The 18,806-nt window shown below is 69.1% G+C and carries 16 protein-coding genes and 1 tRNA gene; 12 read left to right on the top strand and 5 right to left on the bottom strand.

What is annotated here, in order from left to right; genetic code table 11:
• The first annotated feature begins 243 nt into the window (after positions 1-243).
• The 5 genes from D3654_RS02205 (at position 244) to D3654_RS02185 (ending at position 5,641) form a co-directional block, all read left to right on the top strand.
• Positions 244-1,443, top strand: coding sequence for an ROK family transcriptional regulator (locus D3654_RS02205; RefSeq protein WP_120519896.1), 1,200 nt, complete (start codon positions 244-246; stop codon positions 1,441-1,443).
• A gap of 71 nt (positions 1,444-1,514) precedes the next feature.
• Positions 1,515-3,029: a glycoside hydrolase family 3 protein gene (locus D3654_RS02200; protein ID WP_120519895.1), complete on the top strand. Its 1,515-nt coding sequence runs from the start codon at positions 1,515-1,517 to the stop codon at positions 3,027-3,029.
• 25 nt (positions 3,030-3,054) lie between these two features.
• Entirely contained in the window at positions 3,055-3,840 is a 786-nt protein-coding gene (locus tag D3654_RS02195) for a glucosamine-6-phosphate deaminase (protein ID WP_120519894.1), read from the top strand.
• A gap of 125 nt (positions 3,841-3,965) precedes the next feature.
• Positions 3,966-4,448: a cation:proton antiporter regulatory subunit gene (locus D3654_RS02190; protein ID WP_115789994.1), complete on the top strand. Its 483-nt coding sequence runs from the start codon at positions 3,966-3,968 to the stop codon at positions 4,446-4,448.
• 5 nt (positions 4,449-4,453) lie between these two features.
• The gene (locus D3654_RS02185) at positions 4,454-5,641 is read left to right on the top strand and encodes a cation:proton antiporter (RefSeq protein ID WP_120519893.1); all 1,188 of its coding nucleotides are present in this window, start codon (positions 4,454-4,456) and stop codon (positions 5,639-5,641) included.
• Positions 5,642-5,719: 78 nt separating this feature from the next.
• Here D3654_RS02185 and D3654_RS02180 read toward each other — a convergent pair whose 3' ends face one another.
• Together D3654_RS02180 and dcd are read right to left on the bottom strand one after the other, a co-directional pair.
• Positions 5,720-6,604, bottom strand: a complete 885-nt coding sequence (locus D3654_RS02180) for a homocysteine S-methyltransferase family protein (RefSeq protein WP_205571706.1) — start codon at positions 6,602-6,604, stop codon at positions 5,720-5,722.
• A 2-nt stretch (positions 6,605-6,606) separates the two neighbouring features.
• On the bottom strand, positions 6,607-7,182 hold the full coding sequence (gene dcd, locus D3654_RS02175) for a dCTP deaminase (RefSeq protein ID WP_120519892.1): 576 nt from the start codon (positions 7,180-7,182) through the stop codon (positions 6,607-6,609).
• A gap of 616 nt (positions 7,183-7,798) precedes the next feature.
• Here dcd and D3654_RS02170 point away from each other — a divergent pair.
• The gene (locus D3654_RS02170; RefSeq protein ID WP_120519903.1) at positions 7,799-9,097 is read left to right on the top strand and encodes a CAP domain-containing protein; all 1,299 of its coding nucleotides are present in this window, start codon (positions 7,799-7,801) and stop codon (positions 9,095-9,097) included.
• A 54-nt stretch (positions 9,098-9,151) separates the two neighbouring features.
• On the opposite strand, the gene D3654_RS02165 is transcribed toward D3654_RS02170, so the two are convergent.
• Positions 9,152-9,595 (bottom strand): SRPBCC family protein, encoded by a 444-nt coding sequence (locus D3654_RS02165; protein WP_120519891.1) that lies wholly within the window; start codon positions 9,593-9,595, stop codon positions 9,152-9,154.
• A 186-nt stretch (positions 9,596-9,781) separates the two neighbouring features.
• Here D3654_RS02165 and D3654_RS20895 point away from each other — a divergent pair, with 186 nt between their 5' ends.
• Both D3654_RS20895 and D3654_RS02155 read left to right on the top strand, forming a co-directional pair.
• The gene (locus D3654_RS20895) at positions 9,782-11,293 is read left to right on the top strand and encodes a M15 family metallopeptidase (RefSeq protein ID WP_280960084.1); all 1,512 of its coding nucleotides are present in this window, start codon (positions 9,782-9,784) and stop codon (positions 11,291-11,293) included.
• 111 nt (positions 11,294-11,404) lie between these two features.
• Positions 11,405-11,478, top strand: a tRNA-Gly gene (locus D3654_RS02155).
• Positions 11,479-11,542: 64 nt separating this feature from the next.
• Here D3654_RS02155 and D3654_RS02150 read toward each other — a convergent pair.
• Positions 11,543-12,934, bottom strand: coding sequence for an MFS transporter (locus tag D3654_RS02150; RefSeq protein ID WP_120519889.1), 1,392 nt, complete (start codon positions 12,932-12,934; stop codon positions 11,543-11,545).
• Between the two features lie 181 nt (positions 12,935-13,115).
• Between D3654_RS02150 and D3654_RS02145 the strand changes: the two genes are divergently transcribed.
• The 4 genes from D3654_RS02145 (at position 13,116) to D3654_RS02130 (ending at position 16,080) form a co-directional block, all read left to right on the top strand.
• Positions 13,116-13,970, top strand: a complete 855-nt coding sequence (locus D3654_RS02145) for a LysR substrate-binding domain-containing protein (RefSeq protein ID WP_120519902.1) — start codon at positions 13,116-13,118, stop codon at positions 13,968-13,970.
• Positions 13,971-14,221: 251 nt separating this feature from the next.
• Complete coding sequence (locus D3654_RS02140; protein WP_120519888.1) at positions 14,222-14,518, top strand: putative antibiotic biosynthesis monooxygenase; 297 nt, start codon at positions 14,222-14,224, stop codon at positions 14,516-14,518.
• 48 nt (positions 14,519-14,566) lie between these two features.
• Positions 14,567-14,995 (top strand): aspartate 1-decarboxylase, encoded by a 429-nt coding sequence (panD, locus tag D3654_RS02135; protein WP_175453492.1) that lies wholly within the window; start codon positions 14,567-14,569, stop codon positions 14,993-14,995.
• A 149-nt stretch (positions 14,996-15,144) separates the two neighbouring features.
• Positions 15,145-16,080, top strand: coding sequence for an AEC family transporter (locus D3654_RS02130; RefSeq protein WP_120519887.1), 936 nt, complete (start codon positions 15,145-15,147; stop codon positions 16,078-16,080).
• A gap of 25 nt (positions 16,081-16,105) precedes the next feature.
• Here the strand turns inward: D3654_RS02130 and D3654_RS02125 are convergent, their stop codons facing one another.
• On the bottom strand, positions 16,106-18,745 hold the full coding sequence (locus D3654_RS02125; RefSeq protein WP_120519886.1) for a trehalase-like domain-containing protein: 2,640 nt from the start codon (positions 18,743-18,745) through the stop codon (positions 16,106-16,108).
• Between the last annotated feature and the right edge of the window lie 61 nt (positions 18,746-18,806).

Here is an 18,806-nt window from a genome sequence, read left to right as displayed (position 1 = left end):
CGGATCGTCCACGATGTCCTGAGACATCAAGAGTGTCCACTATGTCCTGAGACAGAAATGTCCACTATGTCCTGAGACTCCACACGCTCAAATTTGGGCGGGCATCCCACATTTGAAGGGGTAAAACCGCAGGAACATCCCGACGGCGGGCCGTACCGGCCGAGCACGCGCCCAGCGCCGACACAATCGCAACTCCTCACCGACCCCTTGACCTTTGATTGTTAGTAGAGTTAACTAACTCTCATGACGAGCGTACGAGACCGGGGTCACAGCAAACGGACCGGCGCCGCAACCCTCCCCTCGGACGGCCGCGCGAACAACCTTTCCCTGGTCCGCCGCACCCTCCACGCCGACGGCGCCATGAGCCGCGCCGACCTCTCCCGCACCCTGGGCCTCACCCGCGTCACCGTCTCGGACTTGGTCTCGGACCTCATGGACCGCGGCCATGTGGTCGAGCTCGGCCAGTCCGGCGAAGTCCGCCCCGGAAAACCCGCCATCCTCGTGGACATCAACCGCCAGGGCCTGCAGGTGATCGGCGTGGACCTCTCCGGCGAAACCGCCCTCCGCTCCGCCGTCCTCGATTTGGACGGCAACATCCTCGAAAGCCTCGAACGGCCGCTCGGCACCGGAACCGGCACCGCCACCGCCACCGGGCAAGCCGCCACCGGGCAAGCCGCCACCGGCCAGGCCGTCGTCGAGCAGGTCCTGGAACTCGTCGCCGAAACAGCCGCCAAGGCCACCGCGCCGCTGCTGGGCATCGGCGTCGGGACCCCCGGCATCGTCAGCGGCGACGGCGTGGTCCTCACCGCCCCCAACCTCGGCTGGAACGAGGTCCCGGTGCGGGAGCTGCTGGAACAGCACACCGGCCTGCCCACCCTGGTGTCCAACGACGCGGACGCCGCCGTCCACGCGGACCACACCTTCGGCGGCGGCTGCGACGACGAAATCCTCGTCAAGATCGGCCGCGGTGTGGGCTCCGGCGTCATTGTCGGCGGCCGGCGCGCCCGCGGCGCCCACTCGGCGGCCGGCGAAATCGGCCACGTCACGGTCGGAACGGACCCCGGCACGCTCTGCGTCTGCGGCCGCACCGGCTGCCTCGAAACCTGGATGTCGGTCCCCAGCCTGGAGCGCGCCCTGGCCGACGCCGCGGCGGCCGAGGACCCGGAGGCCGCCACCGCCGTCGTCTACAAAGAAGCGGGCGAACGGCTCGCGATCGCCCTCGCCCCCGTGGTGGGCGTCCTCGATCTGGCGGAAGTGGTCCTCAGCGGACCCCGCCACCTGCTGGGAGGTCCGCTGCTCGACGCCGTGCAGCAGACCCTGCTTTCCCGGCTGCTGCACCAGGACCCCCAGCCGGTCACCGTCCGGCTCGCCGAGGACCCGCAGGACATCGTCCTGCGGGGCGCCGCGGTGATGGTCCTGTGGAACCAATTGGGAGTGGCGTGAACCCCGCCCCCGCACCAACGGGCCAAGGCCCGAACCAAACTGCCCCGCACACTGCCGTCAGGAGCCAAGCCATGGGCATTTCGAAGTCCGCAACCCTCGCCGCACCGGAACATAGCATCGAACAGATCCGTCGGCTCGCCGCCGGCACCCTCATGCCCGGGTTCTCCGGGATCGCCGTTCCCGTCTGGATCCTGGACGCGTACGACGCCGGGCTGGCGGCCGTGTGCCTGTACGGCACCAATGTCGCGTCCCCCGTGCAGCTGCGCGATCTGTGCGCGGGCCTGCGCGCCCACTCCCCCCACACGCTGATCGGCGTCGACGAGGAAGGCGGGGACGTGACCCGCCTGCACTACCTCACCGGCTCCCCGCAGCCCGGAAACGCTGTGCTTGGCCGACTGGACGACGTCACGCTGACGGCCACGAGCGCCGCGACCATCGGCCAGGAACTTGCCAGCCTGGGCATCAACCTGAACCTGGCCCCGGACGCGGACGTGAACTCGGAGGCGGACAACCCCGTGATCGGCGTGCGCAGCTTCGGCGCCGAACCGGATCTCGTCGCGCGGCACACGGCCGCCTGGATCCGCGGCCTGGAGGACTCCGGCGTGGCCTCCTGCGCCAAGCACTTCCCCGGCCACGGCAGCACCACCAGCGATTCCCACCTCGAACTTCCCCGTGTCTCCGCGGACGCTGCCACTCTCGAGGCCCGCGAACTCGTGCCGTTCCGTGCCCTCGTCGAAGCCCGGGGCGCCACGGTGATGACCAGCCACATCCTGGTGGACGCCCTGGACCCGGAACACCCCGCCACCTTCTCCTCCCGGATCCTGCAGGGCCTGCTGCGCGAGGAACTCGGCTTCGAAGGCGTCATCCTCACCGACGCGCTCGACATGGCCGGCGCTTCCGCGGAGACCGGTGTCCCGGAAGCCGCCGTACGGGCTCTCCTGGCCGGCGCCGACCTGCTCTGCCTCGGTTCGGACACCGGCCCGGAACTCTACGAACAGACCCTCGCCGCGATCACCGCCGCCGTCGCCGAAGGGCGCCTGGACCCCGCCCGGCTCGCCGACGCCGCCGGCCGCGTCGCCGAGCTGTCGGCACGCTTCCCCGCCGCGGGCGCCGCCGAAATCCACCAGGCCACGCCGCGCGGGATTTCCAGCAAGCCCGGCCGCCCCGCCCTGGATTCCGCGGAGACCGACGGCACGCCCGACGCCGGCCGCATCCGCGAGGCCTTCGAAGTCACCGCGGCCGCCGAAAACTGGCTCGCCCGCGAGGAACCCGTGGCGATCGTACAGGTGGACACCGGCGCGAACTTCGCCGTCGGGCAGGTGCCGTGGGGGCCCGCCGCGGCGACGGACGCCGTCGTCGGCGAAGGCGAGGTTCCGGACGGCGCGAAGGTCGCCGTCGTCGGACGCGGGCTCGACGGCGACCACCCGCTCTGGACTGTTTTCTCCCGCCTGCGCGCGGAAGGCCATGCCGTGATCGCCGTCGAGTGCGGGTGGCCGCGGGGCGGCGCGGACATCGTCACGTACGGCGCCTCCCTCGGGGTGTCCCAGGCGCTCTGCGGCCTGCTGCTCGGCGAACAGACAAACTGACCCCAACCAAGCCAAGGAACCATTGATGGAAATCATCGTTGCCCCCACGCCGGAATCCGCGGCGTCCGCTGCCGCGCAGGCCGTCCTCGCCGGGCTGCCCGCCGGGAAGGCGCCCGTACTGGGCCTGGCCACGGGCTCGTCCCCGCTGGGCCTGTACGCCGAGCTCGCCGCGGCCGTGGCGGACGGCCGGGCGGACTTCTCGGCGGCCAGGGGCTTCGCGCTGGACGAGTATGTGGGCCTGCCCGCCACGCACCCCGAGTCCTACCGCCAGGTGCTGGTCCGCGAGGTGTGCCAGGTGATCGGGTTGCCCCTGGACGGGCTCAACGTGCCGGACGGCACCGGCGCCACCCTGGCCGACCTTGAGGCCGGCGCCGCGGCCTACGACGACGCGATCGCCGCCGCCGGGGGCATCGACGTGCAGATCCTGGGCATCGGGGCCAACGGCCATGTGGGCTTCAACGAGCCCGCATCCTCGCTGTCCTCGCGCACCCGGGTGAAGCGCCTGGCCGCCCGCACCCGCCGCGACAACGCCCGCTTCTTCGCCTCGGAGGCCGACGTCCCCACGCACTGCATCACCCAGGGCCTGGGCACCGTGATGGATGCCCGCCGCCTGGTGCTGATCGCCACCGGCGAGGCGAAAGCCAATGCCGTGGCGGCCGCCGTCGAGGGTCCGCTCTCGGCGTCCTGCCCGGCGTCGATCCTGCAGTGGCACCCGAACGCGATCGTCGTGCTGGACGAAGCGGCCGCCGCCGCGCTACAGAACCGTGAATATTACGACGACGCCGCGCGCGGGCTGCCGCTGGCCGCCTGAGTTCGCGGCCGCCCGGGCCGGTCCGGGTCCGCCTGGGAGGGCATGTTTAGGGCCTTTTGAGCGAGCCCTGGCAAGCGCCGTGCGGCGCCGTTCCGCAGCCCACCCAAGAGGACTAGGGTGGATCCATGAACGTGGATGAGACTGAACTCCCCGGCCTGGGTGTCCGCAAGGACTTCATCACGGCTTCCGGGCGCCGGATCGGCGTCGTGGAACTGCGTGAAGGCGAAACCGAGCTGTTTGTTTCGACCTGGGACGACCCTGACACCTGCCAGGCCTCCATCCCGTTGACCGCCGATGAAGCGGCCGCCCTGGGCAATCTCCTGGGCGGCCAGCACATCGCCATGCGCCTCGCCGAAGCCCACAAGGAAATTCCCGGCATCGTCACGCGCCAGTTCTCCATTACTGCCGATTCCCCTTTCCAGAACCAGCCCATGGGCAAGGCCCAGATCCGCACCCGCAGTGGTGTGTCGATCGTGGCGATCATGCGCGAAGGCGAGGTCGTTCCCTCGCCCGCACCCGACGTCGTACTTCACACGGGTGATCTTCTGGTTGCTGTCGGTACGCAGGAAGGCCTGGACTCCGCGGCTGCCATCTTGCGCAACGGCTGACGGCCATGGACCCTTTGGCCCTGACCCTGATCGAACTTGGAGCGGTGGTCTTCTGCCTCGGCCTCCTCGCGCGGCTCGCCAGCCGCATCGGAATGTCCCCCATTCCCCTGTACCTCATCGGCGGCCTCGGCTTCGGAGCCGGCGGGATCGTCAAGCTCGACGGTATGCACGAATTCGCGCATCTGTCCGGCGAGATCGGCGTGATCCTGCTGCTCCTCATGCTCGGCCTGGAGTACACGGCCTCGGAACTGGTGACTGGTCTGCGGCGTTCCTGGCAGGCCGGCATCGTGGACCTCGTGCTGAACTTCGTGCCCGGCGCCGCGGTGGCGCTGCTGCTGGGCTGGGGCCTGGTGGGCGCGATCGTGATGGGCGGCGTCACCTACATTTCCTCCTCGGGCATCGCGGCGAAGGTCATCACGGACTTGGGCCGGATCGGTAACCGCGAAACGCCCGTGGTGCTGGCCATCCTGGTGTTCGAAGACCTCACCATGGCCGTCTATCTTCCGATCCTCACCGCGATCCTGGCCGGCGTCGGCTTCCTCGGGGGCCTGCAGACCGTGGGCATCGCCCTTGCGGTAGTGACAGTAGTCCTGCTGGTGGCGCTCAAGCACGGGCACCGGGTGTCGCAGGCCGTGCACAGCGAGAACTCCGAGGTCTTCCTGCTCAACGTGCTTGGCTTGGCCCTGCTGGTGGCCGGCCTCGCCTCGGCCCTGCAGGTGTCCGCCGCCGTGGGCGCGTTCATGCTGGGCATCGCGATTTCCGGCGCCACCGCCCACAACGCCACCCGGATCCTGGAACCGCTGCGGGATTTGTTCGCCGCGATCTTCTTTGTGGCGTTCGGCCTGAACACGGATCCGAGTACCATTCCGCCGGTGCTGCTCTTCGCCCTGCTGTTGGCACTGCTGACGGCGGCCACCAAGATGCTCACGGGCATCTGGGCGGCGAAACGGGCCGGGATCGCAATGCCCGGCCGTTTCCGTGCCGGGGCGGCGTTGATTGCCCGCGGCGAGTTCTCGATCGTCATCGCCGGCCTGGCCGTGACCTCGGGCGCCGTGCCGCGCGAACTGGCCGCACTCGCGACGGCCTACGTGCTGCTGATGGCGGTCATCGGCCCGCTGGCGGCCCGCTTCGTGGAGCCGGTGGTGAAGACGATCCGGAGGCCGCGGCGCCCGGCCCTGGCGGAAGCGCGCTAGGCAAACCGTTGAGTGCTCACTTGTGGCGGCCTTCTCGTCGGATAACCCGCCACAACTGAGCACTCAACAGGTGTTAGCTCAGCCCGCGATGGCCGCGATGTGTTCCGGCCCGATGCCGCAGCAGCCGCCGATGATGCCCGCGCCCTGCTCGTGCCAAGCCGCGGCCCATTCCAGGTACCCGGCCGGGTCCAGGTCTTCGCGGAGTTCGTCCAGGCCGTCGTTGGCGGTGGCGTCCTCGGGCTGCGGCGGGAAGGCGTTCGCGTAGACGCCCAGCGTCAAGGCCGCGCCCACACGCTCGACGGCGGTCTGCGCCGCGGCCAGCCCGGCCCCCATCACCTCGGGGCGGCTGCAGTTGAACAGCAGCGCTTGCGCGCCCATCCCGACGGCGGCCTCCGCGGCTTCCTGGACCGTCTCGCCGGAGCGCAGCACGGCGGGGCCGTCCACGTATTCGTCGCGCAGGGTGAGGGAGAGCCAGAAGGGCTTGCCGTCGTCGGGCAGGCCCGCGCGGATGGCCCGCGCTTCGGCGATGGAGCTCTGGGTCTCGGCCAGCCACAGGTCCACATGCGGGGCCAGCCCGTCCACCAGGGGCGCCAGCACCGAAGCTGCGCGGCCGGCGTCGAACAGGTCGGGGCGGTAGGAGCCGAACAGCGGCGGCAGGGAACCGGCCACGCGCACGCTGTGCCCGGAGGAGTCTGCCGCGGCCCGGGCCAGGCGCCCTGCGCGGGATGCCAGGGTGCGGGCGTCGGCGGCGAAGCGTTCCTCGCCGATGTGGAACGGCACCAGGGCGTAGCTGTTGCTCGTGATCACCCGGGCGCCGGCGGCAATGAAGTCCTCGTGGACGGCCTGTACCTGCTCGGGTGCCTCCATCAGTGCGAGCGCGGACCACTCGGGCTGCCGGAAGGGCGCCCCGCGGCGCGCAAGCTCGCGGCCCATGCCGCCGTCGAGGACAGTCAGGGAACGCAAGCTCAGATTTCCGTCCGGTGGAAGTTCAGGAAGCTGCGGCTGGCGGTCGGGCCGCGCTGGTTCTGGTAGCGGTTGCCGTATTCGCCCGAGCCGTACGGATGCTCGGCCGCGGAGCTGAGCCGGAAGAAGCACAGCTGGCCGATCTTCATGCCGGGCCAGAGCTTGATGGGCAGGGTGGCGACGTTGGACAGCTCAAGCGTCACGTGGCCGGAGAAGCCGGGGTCGATGAAGCCCGCGGTGGAGTGGGTCAGCAGGCCGAGGCGGCCCAGGGAGGACTTGCCTTCGAGGCGGGCGGCGATGTCGTCGGGCAGGCTCACCGTCTCGAAGGTGGAGCCGAGGACGAATTCGCCAGGGTGCAGGATGAACGGTTCCTCGCCCTCCACTTCCACCAGGCGGGTCAGCTCGGGCTGCTCTTCCGCGGGGTCGATGTGGGCGTACTTGTGGTTGTCGAACAGCCGGAAAAAGCGGTCGATCCGCACGTCCACGGATGACGGCTGGACCATGGCGGGGTCGTACGGCTCCAGGACGATGCGTCGGGAATCGATTTCGGCACGAATGTCACGGTCAGAGATCAGCACAGCATCAAAAATACAGTAGGTTCCGGGCAGGCATGGCGTCCGCGGAAGTCTGCGACTATAGTCCGAGGACCATAATCCGCCGCTGCCTGCTGGGTGGCACGACGCGAGCTGGTGAAAAGTGAAACGAACCGCGGCAGCTGGGGCCGCCCTTCTGGCATGCCTGATCGTCACCACCGTTTTGGGCGGCTCGTCCCTTGCCGGGCTCCAACCGGGAAGCCCGACGACGCCGGCAACCGCGACGTCCTCCCCCGCACCATCCGAGGGGGCCGGGTCCGAGGGGGCAACCTCCGCCGCGGATCCCTCGGATTCCGCGGCGCCTTCGGCGCCGGCTTCCGGCTCGCCTTCCGCCGCCGTGCCGTCCGCCACCTCCGCGGCGACCCCCTCGGAAACCCCGGCACCCGGAGCGTCACCCAGCCCGTCGCCAACGGCCGCTTCACCTGCGGCTCCCCCGGTTCCGCAGCAGCCGGCACCGACGTCCCCGGCGGGCACCCCGCCGGAAGTTCCCAGCATTCCGCCGTTGTGGGGACCGGACCCGCTCCCGGCCGCAAAGACGAAGGCAGCCAATGCGAAGGCGGCCGGCCCGGCAGAAGCTTTCAGGACAGACAGCCCGCTCATCATGCCTGAACAGGGACCCGTCCCGCAGGCCCTCGTGAAGGACGACAACTCCGCCGCCGTCCTGGCGGTCTTCAACGCCATCAACAGCTACCGGGCCTCCCTGAAACTGAACCCGGTGAAGTACCACCCCACCGTGGCATCGCTGGCGCAGGACTGGTCGGACAACATAGCCACCCGCGAGGTGATCGAGCACCGGGCAAACTTCTGGCTGGACCCCCGTGCGCTGAACCCGGACCGTGGCGCCGGCGAGGTGATCGCTGTGCGGTGGGACCGCGACGCCGCGAAACTGGTCGACTGGTGGAAGGGCTCACCCGCCCACGACGCCATGCTGCGGGACCCGCGCTTCAACGTGATCGGCGTCGGGATCACCTTCACGGACGGAAACTGGCAGACCACCCCGAACCGCTACACCATGTGGGGCGTGGTGAACCTCTTCGGCTACAGCACGCTCCCGGCCGGAACCGTGTCCAGTCCGGGCGGTGCCGTCAAGCCGCCCACCCCGCCGGCGACGGATGTGTGCACACCGCTGGTCAAGCACCAGCCGCCCACCTGGGACCTCACCAACGCCGCAGTCCGCGGGCCAGGCGACCTGGTGTCCGTGGACCCCTACGGCAACCTGCGGGACTACCCGGCGCTCGGCAACGGATCCTTCGGACCAGTGCGCGCCGTGGGCAAGGCCTTCACCGGCGCCAAGGAACTCTTCGTGGCGGACTGGGACCGGGACGGCGTGTTCGACGTGCTCTCCCAGCAAGTCGACGGCCGGCTCCTGCTCTACCCGGGGCTGGTGGGCGGCGGCTTCGCGGCCCCCGTGCAGCTGGGCGGCAGCGGCTGGCAGACCATGACGGTGGCAGTGGGCACCTGGTGCGGCAACAACCGGATGCCGCAGATCCTGGCCACGAACTCCAAGGGCCAGCTGTACCTGTACCCGAACCGCGGCCGTGCGGCAATCGGCCTCGCCAGCAGCCTGGGCGTGACGGTTCCCGGCCAGCGGCTGGCCATGGTCGACTACGACGCCGACGGCCTGCAGGACCTGCTCGCGGTGGAAAGCACCGGCAACCTGCGCCTCTACCGCGGCAGCGGCACCCCGGCCCCGAAGACCGAGACCCGGCCCATCGTCGGCACCGGCTGGACGGACTACAGCGGGCTGCGTTCCCTGCGGAATGTCACCGGCCTGAACACCACCGGCATCGCGGGGCTGACCGCGGACGGGAAGATCGAGTTCTGGGACCTCAGCAGCGGAAAGTTCGCCGGAGTCACCACGGTGGCCAGCGGCTGGGGCGGATTCAAGCTGGCGCAGTAGTTCGCGCGCAGGCGGCCGAACCGCGCTGGCGGAGCCGCGCCGCCGCCCGCAGGCCTACGCGGCGTCCTCCTCCTCGAGCACCAGCTTCAGCTTGTCGAGCTGGAGCACCTCGGCCTCCATGGTCTTCTGGATCATGCCGCCCATGAGCTTCTGCAGGCCCTTCGGGTGGAACTCCAGTGCGAAGCGCAGCCGCGTGTTCGGCCCCTCGGTGCTCAGGTAGTAGCCGCCGAAGGGCCGGGCGGGGCCGGCGATGACCTCGAAGCGCACCTCGGCGCCGGGCCTGGCCTCGACGATCTGGAAGTCGGCGGCAAGGGGCCGTCCGCCGGGGCCGAGCAGGGTCTGCTGGTACACGGCGCCCTTCGCGCCGGCCTTGCCGGAGCGGAGGGAAATACTGCGGACGCCGTCGCGCCACAGCGGGTTGTTCAGCCCGTCCACGAGGAAAAGGTACACACTCATGGCGTCACGGCCGATCAGTACTTCGTGCTCTGCGAATGCCATGGGATCCCCTTCAACGTGCGACAAAACGATGTAGCCCGGTTCCCCATGACGCACAGCTAACCGTTTCAGGATATGCAGGGCGGCCGTGGCGGGACACCGTTGCAGCGCGCCTTAACCGAATCTTTATTCCGTCGGCGCCAAGATTGCGGTAGAGTTCCCGGGCCGCAAATCAGAAGGGGACTGTTCGTGCCTGCCGTGAATTTCGCCCTCCCGTTCCGCGTCCGACGACGCCGCTCCCGGGTCCGATTGCCCCTTGCCGTTTCGCTGTGCGCGGCGCTGTTGCTGGGCACTCCGGCGACGGCTCCCGCGGCCCCGGGTCACACCGCCGTCGTGCCCGCCGCCCGGGCGGCAACAGCGGCAGGTGCCGCGCCGGCAACGGTCAATCCGCTGCCGAGCTTGGCACCGGTGTTCACTGCCGGGAGCACCGCGGTCCTGGTCAACAAGTCCCATCCGCTGAACCCGCTGCGCTACGCCCCCGGCGACCTCGTCAACGTGCGGTCCAGCGGATACTACCTGCGCGCGGAGGCGGCCGGCGCCCTCAATTCGCTCTTCAACGCCGCATCGGCGGCCGGGCAGGGCCTGGCAGTGGTGAGCGGATACCGCTCCTACGACACCCAGGCCGCCCTGTACGACTACTACGTCCGCACCTACGGCCAGGCCTATGCGGACACCATTTCCGCCAAGCCCGGCTACAGCGAACACCAGACCGGCCTCGCGGTGGACATCGGCAATGCGGGCGGATCCTGCGGCCTGTCCACCTGCTTCGGGGATACCCCGGCCGGGCGCTGGGTGGCTGCGAACGCGTACCGCTTCGGCTTCATCGTGCGCTACCCCAACGGATACTCGGGCACCACCGGCTACAGCTACGAACCGTGGCACCTGCGTTACGTCGGGCCCACGATCGCCGCGGATATGCGCGCCCGCAGCTACCCCACGCTCGAACACTACTTCGCCGGCAACCCCGCGGCCGGGGCCACCATCAGGAGCGGCTCGGACCTCCTGGCCGTGGACTCCGCCGGGCACCTGCTGCTCTATGCGGCACCGCAGTCCGGGAGCTACCGGTACCGCGCCACCCTCGGCGGTGGCTGGTCGAACCTCAAGCAGGGCTTCGTGGTGGACTGGAACGCGGACGGCGTCTACGACATCCTCGCGCAATGGAAGAACGGCGTGCTCGGCCTGTACCGCGGGCGGGCCGGCGGCGGCTTCGACGGCCTGCGGAGCGTGGGCTGGGGCTGGGCGGACCTGACCATTACCGTGGGCAAGCTGCACCGGGGCCAGAAGTACCCCGGCGTACTCGGATACAAGCCCGACGGCGTGCTGCGCTACTACGCCAACAGCTCAGGCGGCGCGCTCGGCGGCTTCGTGTCGATGGGCCCGGGGTGGGCCAGCCGCGGGATCACACTGGCCGACTGGAACAACGACGGCAACAACGATGTCCTCGCCCAGCTGCCCGGCGGCACCCTACTGTATTACAAAGGAAACGGCGCCGGCGGCATCGCCTACCCCTCGACCATCGGCGGCGGCTGGCAGGCCACAACCTCTTTAGCTCCCACCTACGGCTACGCCGGGCTGGGAACCCGCGGTCTGCTCGCCCGCAGGACGGATGGCACACTCAACTACTACGGGTTCCGCAGCGGCAGCTGGATTGCGCCGAGGACCGCCGGAAGCGGCTGGGGTCCGATGAAGCTCTTCAAATAACGCCGGATTCCTGCCTGGCGCGGGGGCTCCGGCGGGTCTGTCCGGGAACGCCTGTGATCTGCGCTAAGCTGGGATCTGCTTCGGCTGAGTCTTCGACAAATGCCTGGCAATGCGGGCGTAGCTCAATGGTAGAGCGCTAGCTTCCCAAGCTTGATACGCGGGTTCGATTCCCGTCGCCCGCTCCACGTGGAACACCCCGGTCTTCGGACCGGGGTGTTCCTTGTTTCGGGGCCCTTACGTCTCCGGGCACTACGCCGCCCGCGCCACGATCCGCACCAGGCTGCGCCGGTTCTTCAGGTCCACCTTGAGCTGCAGCGCCGACTTCCGGGCGAGCACGACGGCGACCGTCGCCGCCGCGAGCGCCGGCACCCCGCCTGCCACCAGGATCGCCAGGTGCGGGTTGAGGTGTTCGGCCAGCCAGCCCATCATGGGCCCGCCGATCGCCTGGCCGCCGATCAGCACCACGAGGTACAGGCTCATGACGCGGCCGCGGATGGCCATGTTGGCGCTGGTCTGCACCATTTGGTTGGCGGCGGTGAGGAACATCAGGCACCAGAATCCCGAGAGAACCATGGCCGCGCCGAACAAGGCCATCGACGGCGCCAGCGCACCGAGGCACAGCATCAGCCCGTACATTCCCGCGCCCAGCACCACCGAGCGCAGGCGCAACTGCCGGCGTCGGGCGGAAGCGATGGCTCCGGCCAGTGCACCGAGCGCAACGAGCGCGTTCAGCAGGCCGTAGCCGCCGGCACCGGCGTCGAACACGTGGTCCGCGAAGGCGGCCAGCAGCACCGGCAGGCTCATCCCGAACACCGCCACGAAGCCGGCCATCAGCCACGGCCAGTAGATGGTGGGCTTGCGGAGCGCGTAGCGCAGGCCTTCGGCGAGCATGCCCTTGCGCCGCGGCGCCGGCGTGCTGACGTGCAACTCGCCCTTGCGGAGCAACAGCAGCGTGGTGATGGTGGAGCAGCAGGCCAGCGCGTTGCCGGCGAAGGCCCAGCCGGGTCCGACGGCGTTCAGCAGCACGCCTGCCAAGGCAGGTCCGATCAGCCCGCCCAACTGGAAGGTGGTGGAGTTGACGCTGATCGCGTTGCGCAGGTAGGTGGGCCCGACGAGTTCGTTGACGAAGACCTGGCGGGCGGGCTGGTCGAGCACGGTGACCAGGCCCAGGATGAACGCGATCACGTACACGTGCCACACCTGCACGACGCCGGTCAGGGACAGCACAGCAAGGCTCCCGGCGAGGGCTGCGGCCACGCTCTGGCAGAGCATGAGGATGCGGCGCTTGGCGAAGCGGTCGGCGATCATGCCGCCCCACGGGCCGAGCACCAGGGAGGGCAGGAACTGCAGCGCCACGGTGATCCCTACGGCCGTGACGGACCCGGAGAGCTGGAGCACCATCCAGTCCTGGGCGATGCGCTGCATCCACAGCGCGATGACCGCCACGAAATGGCCGATCGCGAAGACACGGAAGTTGTGGACACGCAGGGAGATGAAGGTGTGCCGCCAGGGCAGGCGTTCGCTCACGACGGCGATCGGCTGGGTGACGGTGTCCGGGTCGCGGCCGGCGCGGGCCGCGGCGCTCACGGACTCGATGGCGGAATGGCTGACGGTTGCTTCGGAGGGTGGAGGGGGTGCCAAGGGAGTGTCCTCATCAAACGTTTGGTTCAGGCAGGATTCGGTTCAGGTGGTTTCACTGGAATGCCTTTAACGCTAGGGTTGGCCCCGATAATCATGGAAGCGTATTGGCCTTATAACTCTCATTGCATTCCGCAATAGGGCGGGCCGAGGTCCGTTGAGGAGTCCCTTGTCCGAGGCAACACTGTTCGATCCGGTGCAACTGCGTTCCTTCCTTGCCGTGGCGGAGACCCTGAGCTTCACCAAGGCGGCCGAGCGCCTGGGCCTGGCGCAGCCCACCATCAGCCAGCACGTGCGGAAACTGGAGGCGGCGGCCAAACGTTCGCTCGTGGCGCGGGACACCCGGGACGTCCGGCTGACCGACAACGGGGACGCGATGGCCGGTTTCGCGCGGAGCATCCTGGCAGCCCACGACGACGCCGCGCGTTACTTTTCAGGGTCGGCGATGCGCGGCCGGCTGCGCTTCGGCACGGCGGACGACCTTGCCATCACGGGCCTGCCGCGGATCCTGCGCGAATTCCGGCAGCTGTATCCGCAGGTGAACCTGGAGCTCACGGTCAGCCAGAGCGACCAGTTGTACCGGCGGCTCAATGCGGGCCAACTGGACCTCGTGTTCGTGAAGTGGGTGGGCGAGGCCAAGGACGGAACGGTGGTCCGGAAGGACAGCTTCGACTGGGTGGGCCTGGAGCAGACGGTGCTTGATCCGGGGAGCCCGGTCCCGCTCATCTGCTACCCCGCGCCGAGCATCAGCCGCAAGCTTGCCATCGACGCCCTCGAGGCCCGGGGCCGCACGTGGCGGGTGACGTGCTCCACCAAGCAGATCGCGGGAGTCCTCGCGGCGGTCCGGGCGGGCATCGGCGTTGCGGTCATGCCGTCGTCGCTGGTTCCGGAGGACCTGAAGGTCATCACGAACCGCTTCGACCTCCCGCCCGTCGGCGGCGTGGACTTCACCCTGATCCGCAACCCCCTGGCCAACGCCGAGGCGGTGGATGCCCTGACGCAGGCGATCATCGGCAGGACGCTGCGGAAGCAGGCGTAGGGCTTGGGTCGCGAGGGGGGCGGGGCGTGGGGCGTCACGCCACGCAGGTTTTGCGCTTCTCCATTGGCCGCCCACCCTGGATTTCCGCGGCGCAGCGCCCCCGGTTAGCCTGAAAACGTGCATGGCGTGACGGCACCGGACAGCACCCACCGCCAGCGCGCACCGCGCCAACTGGCACCGGGAAGAAACTGCGGGCCGCGCGTGTTGATTTGCGTGAGTCACCTGCGTATACCTGCCTATAAGGAGTACCCATGAGCCCTTCCCCAGCCCAGCAAGCAGCAGCCCAGAACGGCCCGGCGGCCGCCCCGCCCCTGCCTTCCATCCACGTCCGTGCCTTCATCACCTGGCTGGCAATCTTCCCTCTGGTGGCTGTCGGATTGGTGGCTTTCGGCCCGTTGATGGAAAGCTGGCACCCCGTGCTCCGCGCGTTCTTCCTGACTGTGCTGATAGTTCCAGCCGCGGTGTACTTCGTGGTGCCCAAGCTCTTCGCCATGTACGGCATGTTCGCGAAGCGCCGGGCGCAGAACACCGCCCGGAAACAGGCGTAACCCACATCACAGAGCGCCGGGCGCAGCCCACGCTAAACTTGTCCCGTTATGAACCGCACAATGTTTAAGTCCAAGATCCACCGCGCCACGGTCACCCATGCCGACCTGCACTACGTCGGCTCCGTCACCGTGGACCTCGATCTGCTGGACGCTGCGGACATCCTGCCCGGAGAGCTCGTGTCGATTGTCGATGTCACCAACGGCGCCCGGCTGGAAACCTACACCATCGCCGGCGAGCGCGGTTCCGGCGTCATCGGCATCAACGGGGCCGCCGCGCACCTGGTGCACGTGGGCGACGTCGTCATCCTCATCACCTACGCGGAGATGACCACTGAAGAAGCCCTGGCCTACGAGCCCAAGGTGGTCCACGTGGATGGAGACAACAAGATCCTCCAACTCGGCAACGATCCCGCCGAGTGCCACACGCCCGGGCTGATGCGCCCGCCGCACGCCCTCAGCAACGCCCGCCAGCACTAAGCGGCGCCGGCCGCCGGCACGTCCACACCGGCCACCCGCGTCCACATAACGGGAATCGGCCCCCGCCGCACCTCTCCGGCAAATAAATCTGATTACGCTGGGATCGTGAACCTCCCCGGCACTCCACCAAGCACGTCCGGAACCCTGCTGTGATCGAGGTACTGTCGGGCTTCTTCGTGGTGTGGGCGATCATCGGCGTGGGCTGGTTCGTCGGCAAGCGCGAGATCCTCGGCCCGAATGCCGGGCAGACGCTCAGCCGGCTCGCCTTCTTCGTAGCGAGCCCTGCGCTCCTCTTCGAAACGTTGTCCAAGGCCAGGCTCGAGGATGTCCTGGGCCCGCAGCTCGCCGCCGCGGCGATCAGCGGAACGGTTGTGGGCATCATCTATGTGCTGCTCAGCAAGTTCGCGCTGAAACGGAAGATGCCCGAGGCCCTCATCGGCGCCATGAGCGCCAGCCAGGCCAACAGCGCCAACCTCGGCATTCCGATCGCGGTCTATGTGCTGGGCGACGCGAGCTACGTGGCACCCCTGCTGATCTTCCAACTGGCCTTCTACAACCCGGTCTACCTGATGGCCCTGGACGCCACCCACGGCTCCCGCAGCGCGAAACAGAATCCGCTGCTGAAGTTCCTGCTGATCATCCTGCGGAATCCGGTGATCGTGGCCTCAGCGCTGGCGCTGCTGTTCTCCGCCCTCCACCTGCAACTGCCGGACCCCGTCCTCCAGCCGATCCACTTCATCGGCGGCGCCGCGGTGCCGGCCATGCTGATGTCCTTCGGCATGTCGCTCAACGGGAACCGGCCCTTCTCGGCAGCCAGCGGACGCCGGACGGACATCGTGATCGCGTCGGCCTTCAAGCTCATCCTGCACCCGGCCCTGGCGTTCCTGGTGGCCCACTTCGTCCTCGGGCTCAACGGCCACGCCCTGTTCGCGGCCACCATCGCCGGCGCCCTCCCCACGGCGCAGAACGTATTCGTGGCCGCCACCCGCTACCAGCAGGGCATCACCATCGCGAAGGACACGGTGCTGATCACCACCGTGATCGCGGTGCCCGCGATGCTCGTCATCGCCGCGTTCCTGCACTGAGCCTTCCCCCCGACCGCCGGAGCGACTACTCCTCTTCCACTGTGGAAAGGTAACGGTCCAGCAGCTGCGCGCAGCGGATGAAGCCCAGGTGTGAGTACGCCTGCGGATGGTTGCCCAGGTGGGTTTCCGTACCCGGGTCGTACTCCTCGGGCAGCAGTCCCGTCGGCCCGAACAGCGCCACCAGCTGGTTGAACAGCTCCAGCGCATCGTCCATCCTGCCCACGGCCAGGTAGGCCTCGATCAGCCAGGTGGTGCAGATGTGGAACCCGCCCTCCAAACCCGGAAGGCCGTCGTCGTACCGGTACCGGAAGACGGTCGGCCCCACCCGCAGTTCGCGCTCGACGGCGGCCACTGTGTCCAGGAAACGCTGGTCGCGGACATCCAGCAGCCCGGACAGGCCGATGTGCAGCACCGCGGCGTCCAGGTCCGGGCTGTCGTACGCCACGGTGTAGGAGCACGCTGAATCGTCCCAGCCTTCGCGGAGCACTTCCGCCCGGATGGTGTTCGCAGTTTCCTCCCACCCGGCGCCCACAGGCCTGCGGAAACGCACGGCGGTGCGCATGGCCCGGTCCAGCGTCACCCAGCACATCACCTTGGTGTACGTGTGGTGGCGCGGTGCACGGCGGGCTTCCCAGATGCCGTGGTCCGGCTCATGCCAGCGCGCCAGCACAGCGGACGCCATCTGCTCCATGAGCCGCCAATGCCCGTCCGGCAGGCTCCCCCGGCGGGTGCCCAGGCCGTGGATGAGCGACGCGATCGGGCCGAACACATCCAGCTGCACCTGGTGGTCCGCCGCGTTCCCGATCCGCACGGGCCGCGATCCGGCGTAACCGGGGAGGGTCTCGATGATCGCCTCGGTGGACAGGGGCGCACCCGTCACGGAGTACAGCGGATGCAGCCATTCGGGCCCGGGGGCGTTCTCCAGGATCCGGTCCAGCCAACGCAGGAAACCGTCGGCCTCCTCCGTGGAACCGAGGTCCACCAGTGCGTTCACCGTCATGGATCCGTCCCTCAGCCAGCAATAGCGGTAGTCCCAGTTGCGGGTCCCGCCGATTCCTTCCGGCAGCGAGGTGGTGGGCGCGGCGAGGACCGCCCCGGTGGGCTCGTGCACCAGGGATTTCAGCACCAGCGCGGAGCGCCGCACCAGCGAGGGTTTCATGCCCGGCAGCTCCAGCTCCCGGACCCACTGCCGGGATTCCTGCGCGACGGCGGCCCTCCGGTCGGGCTCTCCGGCGGGGTCCGCCGTCGCCGGCTCCGTGTCCCCGCACCTCAGATTCAGGACAACGGGACCGTAGGCGAGGCTGACCTCGGCGGTGGCGGTGGCGTGTTTCCCGTCGCTGGTGACGGCGAAGGCGACGCCGGGGGCCGCGAGCACGATCGGGTCCGAGGTTCCCACGACGTGCAGCTCATGGCCGCGGACCTCCATGCTGAACGGGGCGTTCGCGTAGTCCGGGCGCGGCGCGAACACGATGCGGGCGCTGCCCGTCCCGGTCAGCACGCGGACGAGGCTGGTGATGCCCTCGGGCGCGGGTTCGAGGTAGTCCGTGACCATGACGTCGGCCCAGCGGGTCTCCACGATCATCGTGTTGTCCACATAGCGCTGGCCCAGCACCTGCGACGCCTTCACCGGCTCTACGCTGAAGTGACCGGCGGGATCGCCGCCCAGGATGTGCGCGAACAGGGAACCGGAATCTGGAAGGGGGTGGCTCATCCAGCAGATCTTGCCTTCCGGGGTGAGCAGGGCCGTGGACGATCCGTTGCCAATCATCGAATGCCGTTCCAGGCCCACTGCGTCTTCACCGAACAGCCAGGCGCGGCGCAGTTCGAACAGGATGGCCAGGACCTTCGCGAAGGCCTCGGGGTCCGGCAGGCGGTGGGTTGCCACGGTGTCGCCGGGTCCCACGCGCAGGCCGAGGTCCGGACCGCGGAGGGTCGCCAGGGCGAGTTCGTCGCTGTCGGCGTCGCCGGCGAACAGGGCGGCACTGGCGCCGAGGTTTTGCCGCAACTGTTCCAGGGCTGCGTCCTTGGAAGGCTCCACCACCGAAAGGTCCAGCACCGAGCCGTCCACGATAAAGGACAGGCCCAATTCCTGCGCGATCTCCCGAGCGCGCTCTGTAACCCTGGCGACCACGTCCGGCGTCGCCATGCGGGTGCGGACCCCGACGGCGGCCGGCTTGCGTTCGATGCTGATGCCCTTCTCGAAGCCGAGGGATTCGTGCAGGGCCGTGGCGGTTTGCTGCAGGAGGGCTTCGGTGGCCATGGACACCCCGTAGGCGTACGCCATGTCGAATTCGACGCCGTGCGAACCCACCAGGTGGACTTCCGCGGGGAGCCGCGAGACGGCGGCCAGGTCCCTCAAGGACCTGCCGGATACGACGGCGGCGTGCGTGTTGGGCAGGGCGGCGAGGGCCCGGAGCGCGACGGCCGCGCTGCCCAGCGGAAGGGTTTCGGTGGATACGCCCTCGGCCACGCACAGGGTCCCGCCGTAGTTGCAGGCCACGAGCAAGCCCGGGGTGCGGGCAAGGATCCGCAACTCGGCGAGCAGTTGCGGGGTGATGCCGTCGTCGGCCCCGTCAGACTGGACAAAAGTGCGCAGTAGGCCCAGTGGGAGCGACTTGGTCAGCAGGGCAGAATCGGCCACGGACTGGTTGAGCGGAGTGGGCATGGGCGGCATCCTTCCGGGTGGATCCGTCCAGTGTCCGCCCGCCCGGTTTCGCCTGCGTGGC

Origin of the sequence: Arthrobacter celericrescens (assembly GCF_003614925.1) — a bacterium.
In the GTDB taxonomy this organism is placed as follows: Bacteria; Actinomycetota; Actinomycetes; order Actinomycetales; family Micrococcaceae; genus Arthrobacter; species Arthrobacter celericrescens.
Note: the sequence above shows the minus strand (reverse complement) of the source record. Positions and strands in the feature narration are given on the sequence as shown.

Bases quoted from the DNA above. Each gene is read 5' to 3' on its own strand.
- D3654_RS02205 (WP_120519896.1), top strand. From the start codon at position 244: ATGACGAGCGTACGAGACCGGGGTCACAGCAAACGGACCGGCGCCGCA.
- D3654_RS02200 (WP_120519895.1), top strand. From the start codon at position 1,515: ATGGGCATTTCGAAGTCCGCAACCCTCGCCGCACCGGAACATAGCATC.
- D3654_RS02195 (WP_120519894.1), top strand. From the start codon at position 3,055: ATGGAAATCATCGTTGCCCCCACGCCGGAATCCGCGGCGTCCGCTGCC.
- D3654_RS02190 (WP_115789994.1), top strand. From the start codon at position 3,966: ATGAACGTGGATGAGACTGAACTCCCCGGCCTGGGTGTCCGCAAGGAC.
- D3654_RS02185 (WP_120519893.1), top strand. From the start codon at position 4,454: ATGGACCCTTTGGCCCTGACCCTGATCGAACTTGGAGCGGTGGTCTTC.
- D3654_RS02170 (WP_120519903.1), top strand. From the start codon at position 7,799: ATGCCTGAACAGGGACCCGTCCCGCAGGCCCTCGTGAAGGACGACAAC.
- D3654_RS02165 (WP_120519891.1), bottom strand. From the start codon at position 9,595: ATGGCATTCGCAGAGCACGAAGTACTGATCGGCCGTGACGCCATGAGT.
- D3654_RS02140 (WP_120519888.1), top strand. From the start codon at position 14,222: ATGAGCCCTTCCCCAGCCCAGCAAGCAGCAGCCCAGAACGGCCCGGCG.
- panD (WP_175453492.1), top strand. From the start codon at position 14,567: ATGAACCGCACAATGTTTAAGTCCAAGATCCACCGCGCCACGGTCACC.
- D3654_RS02125 (WP_120519886.1), bottom strand. From the start codon at position 18,745: ATGCCCACTCCGCTCAACCAGTCCGTGGCCGATTCTGCCCTGCTGACC.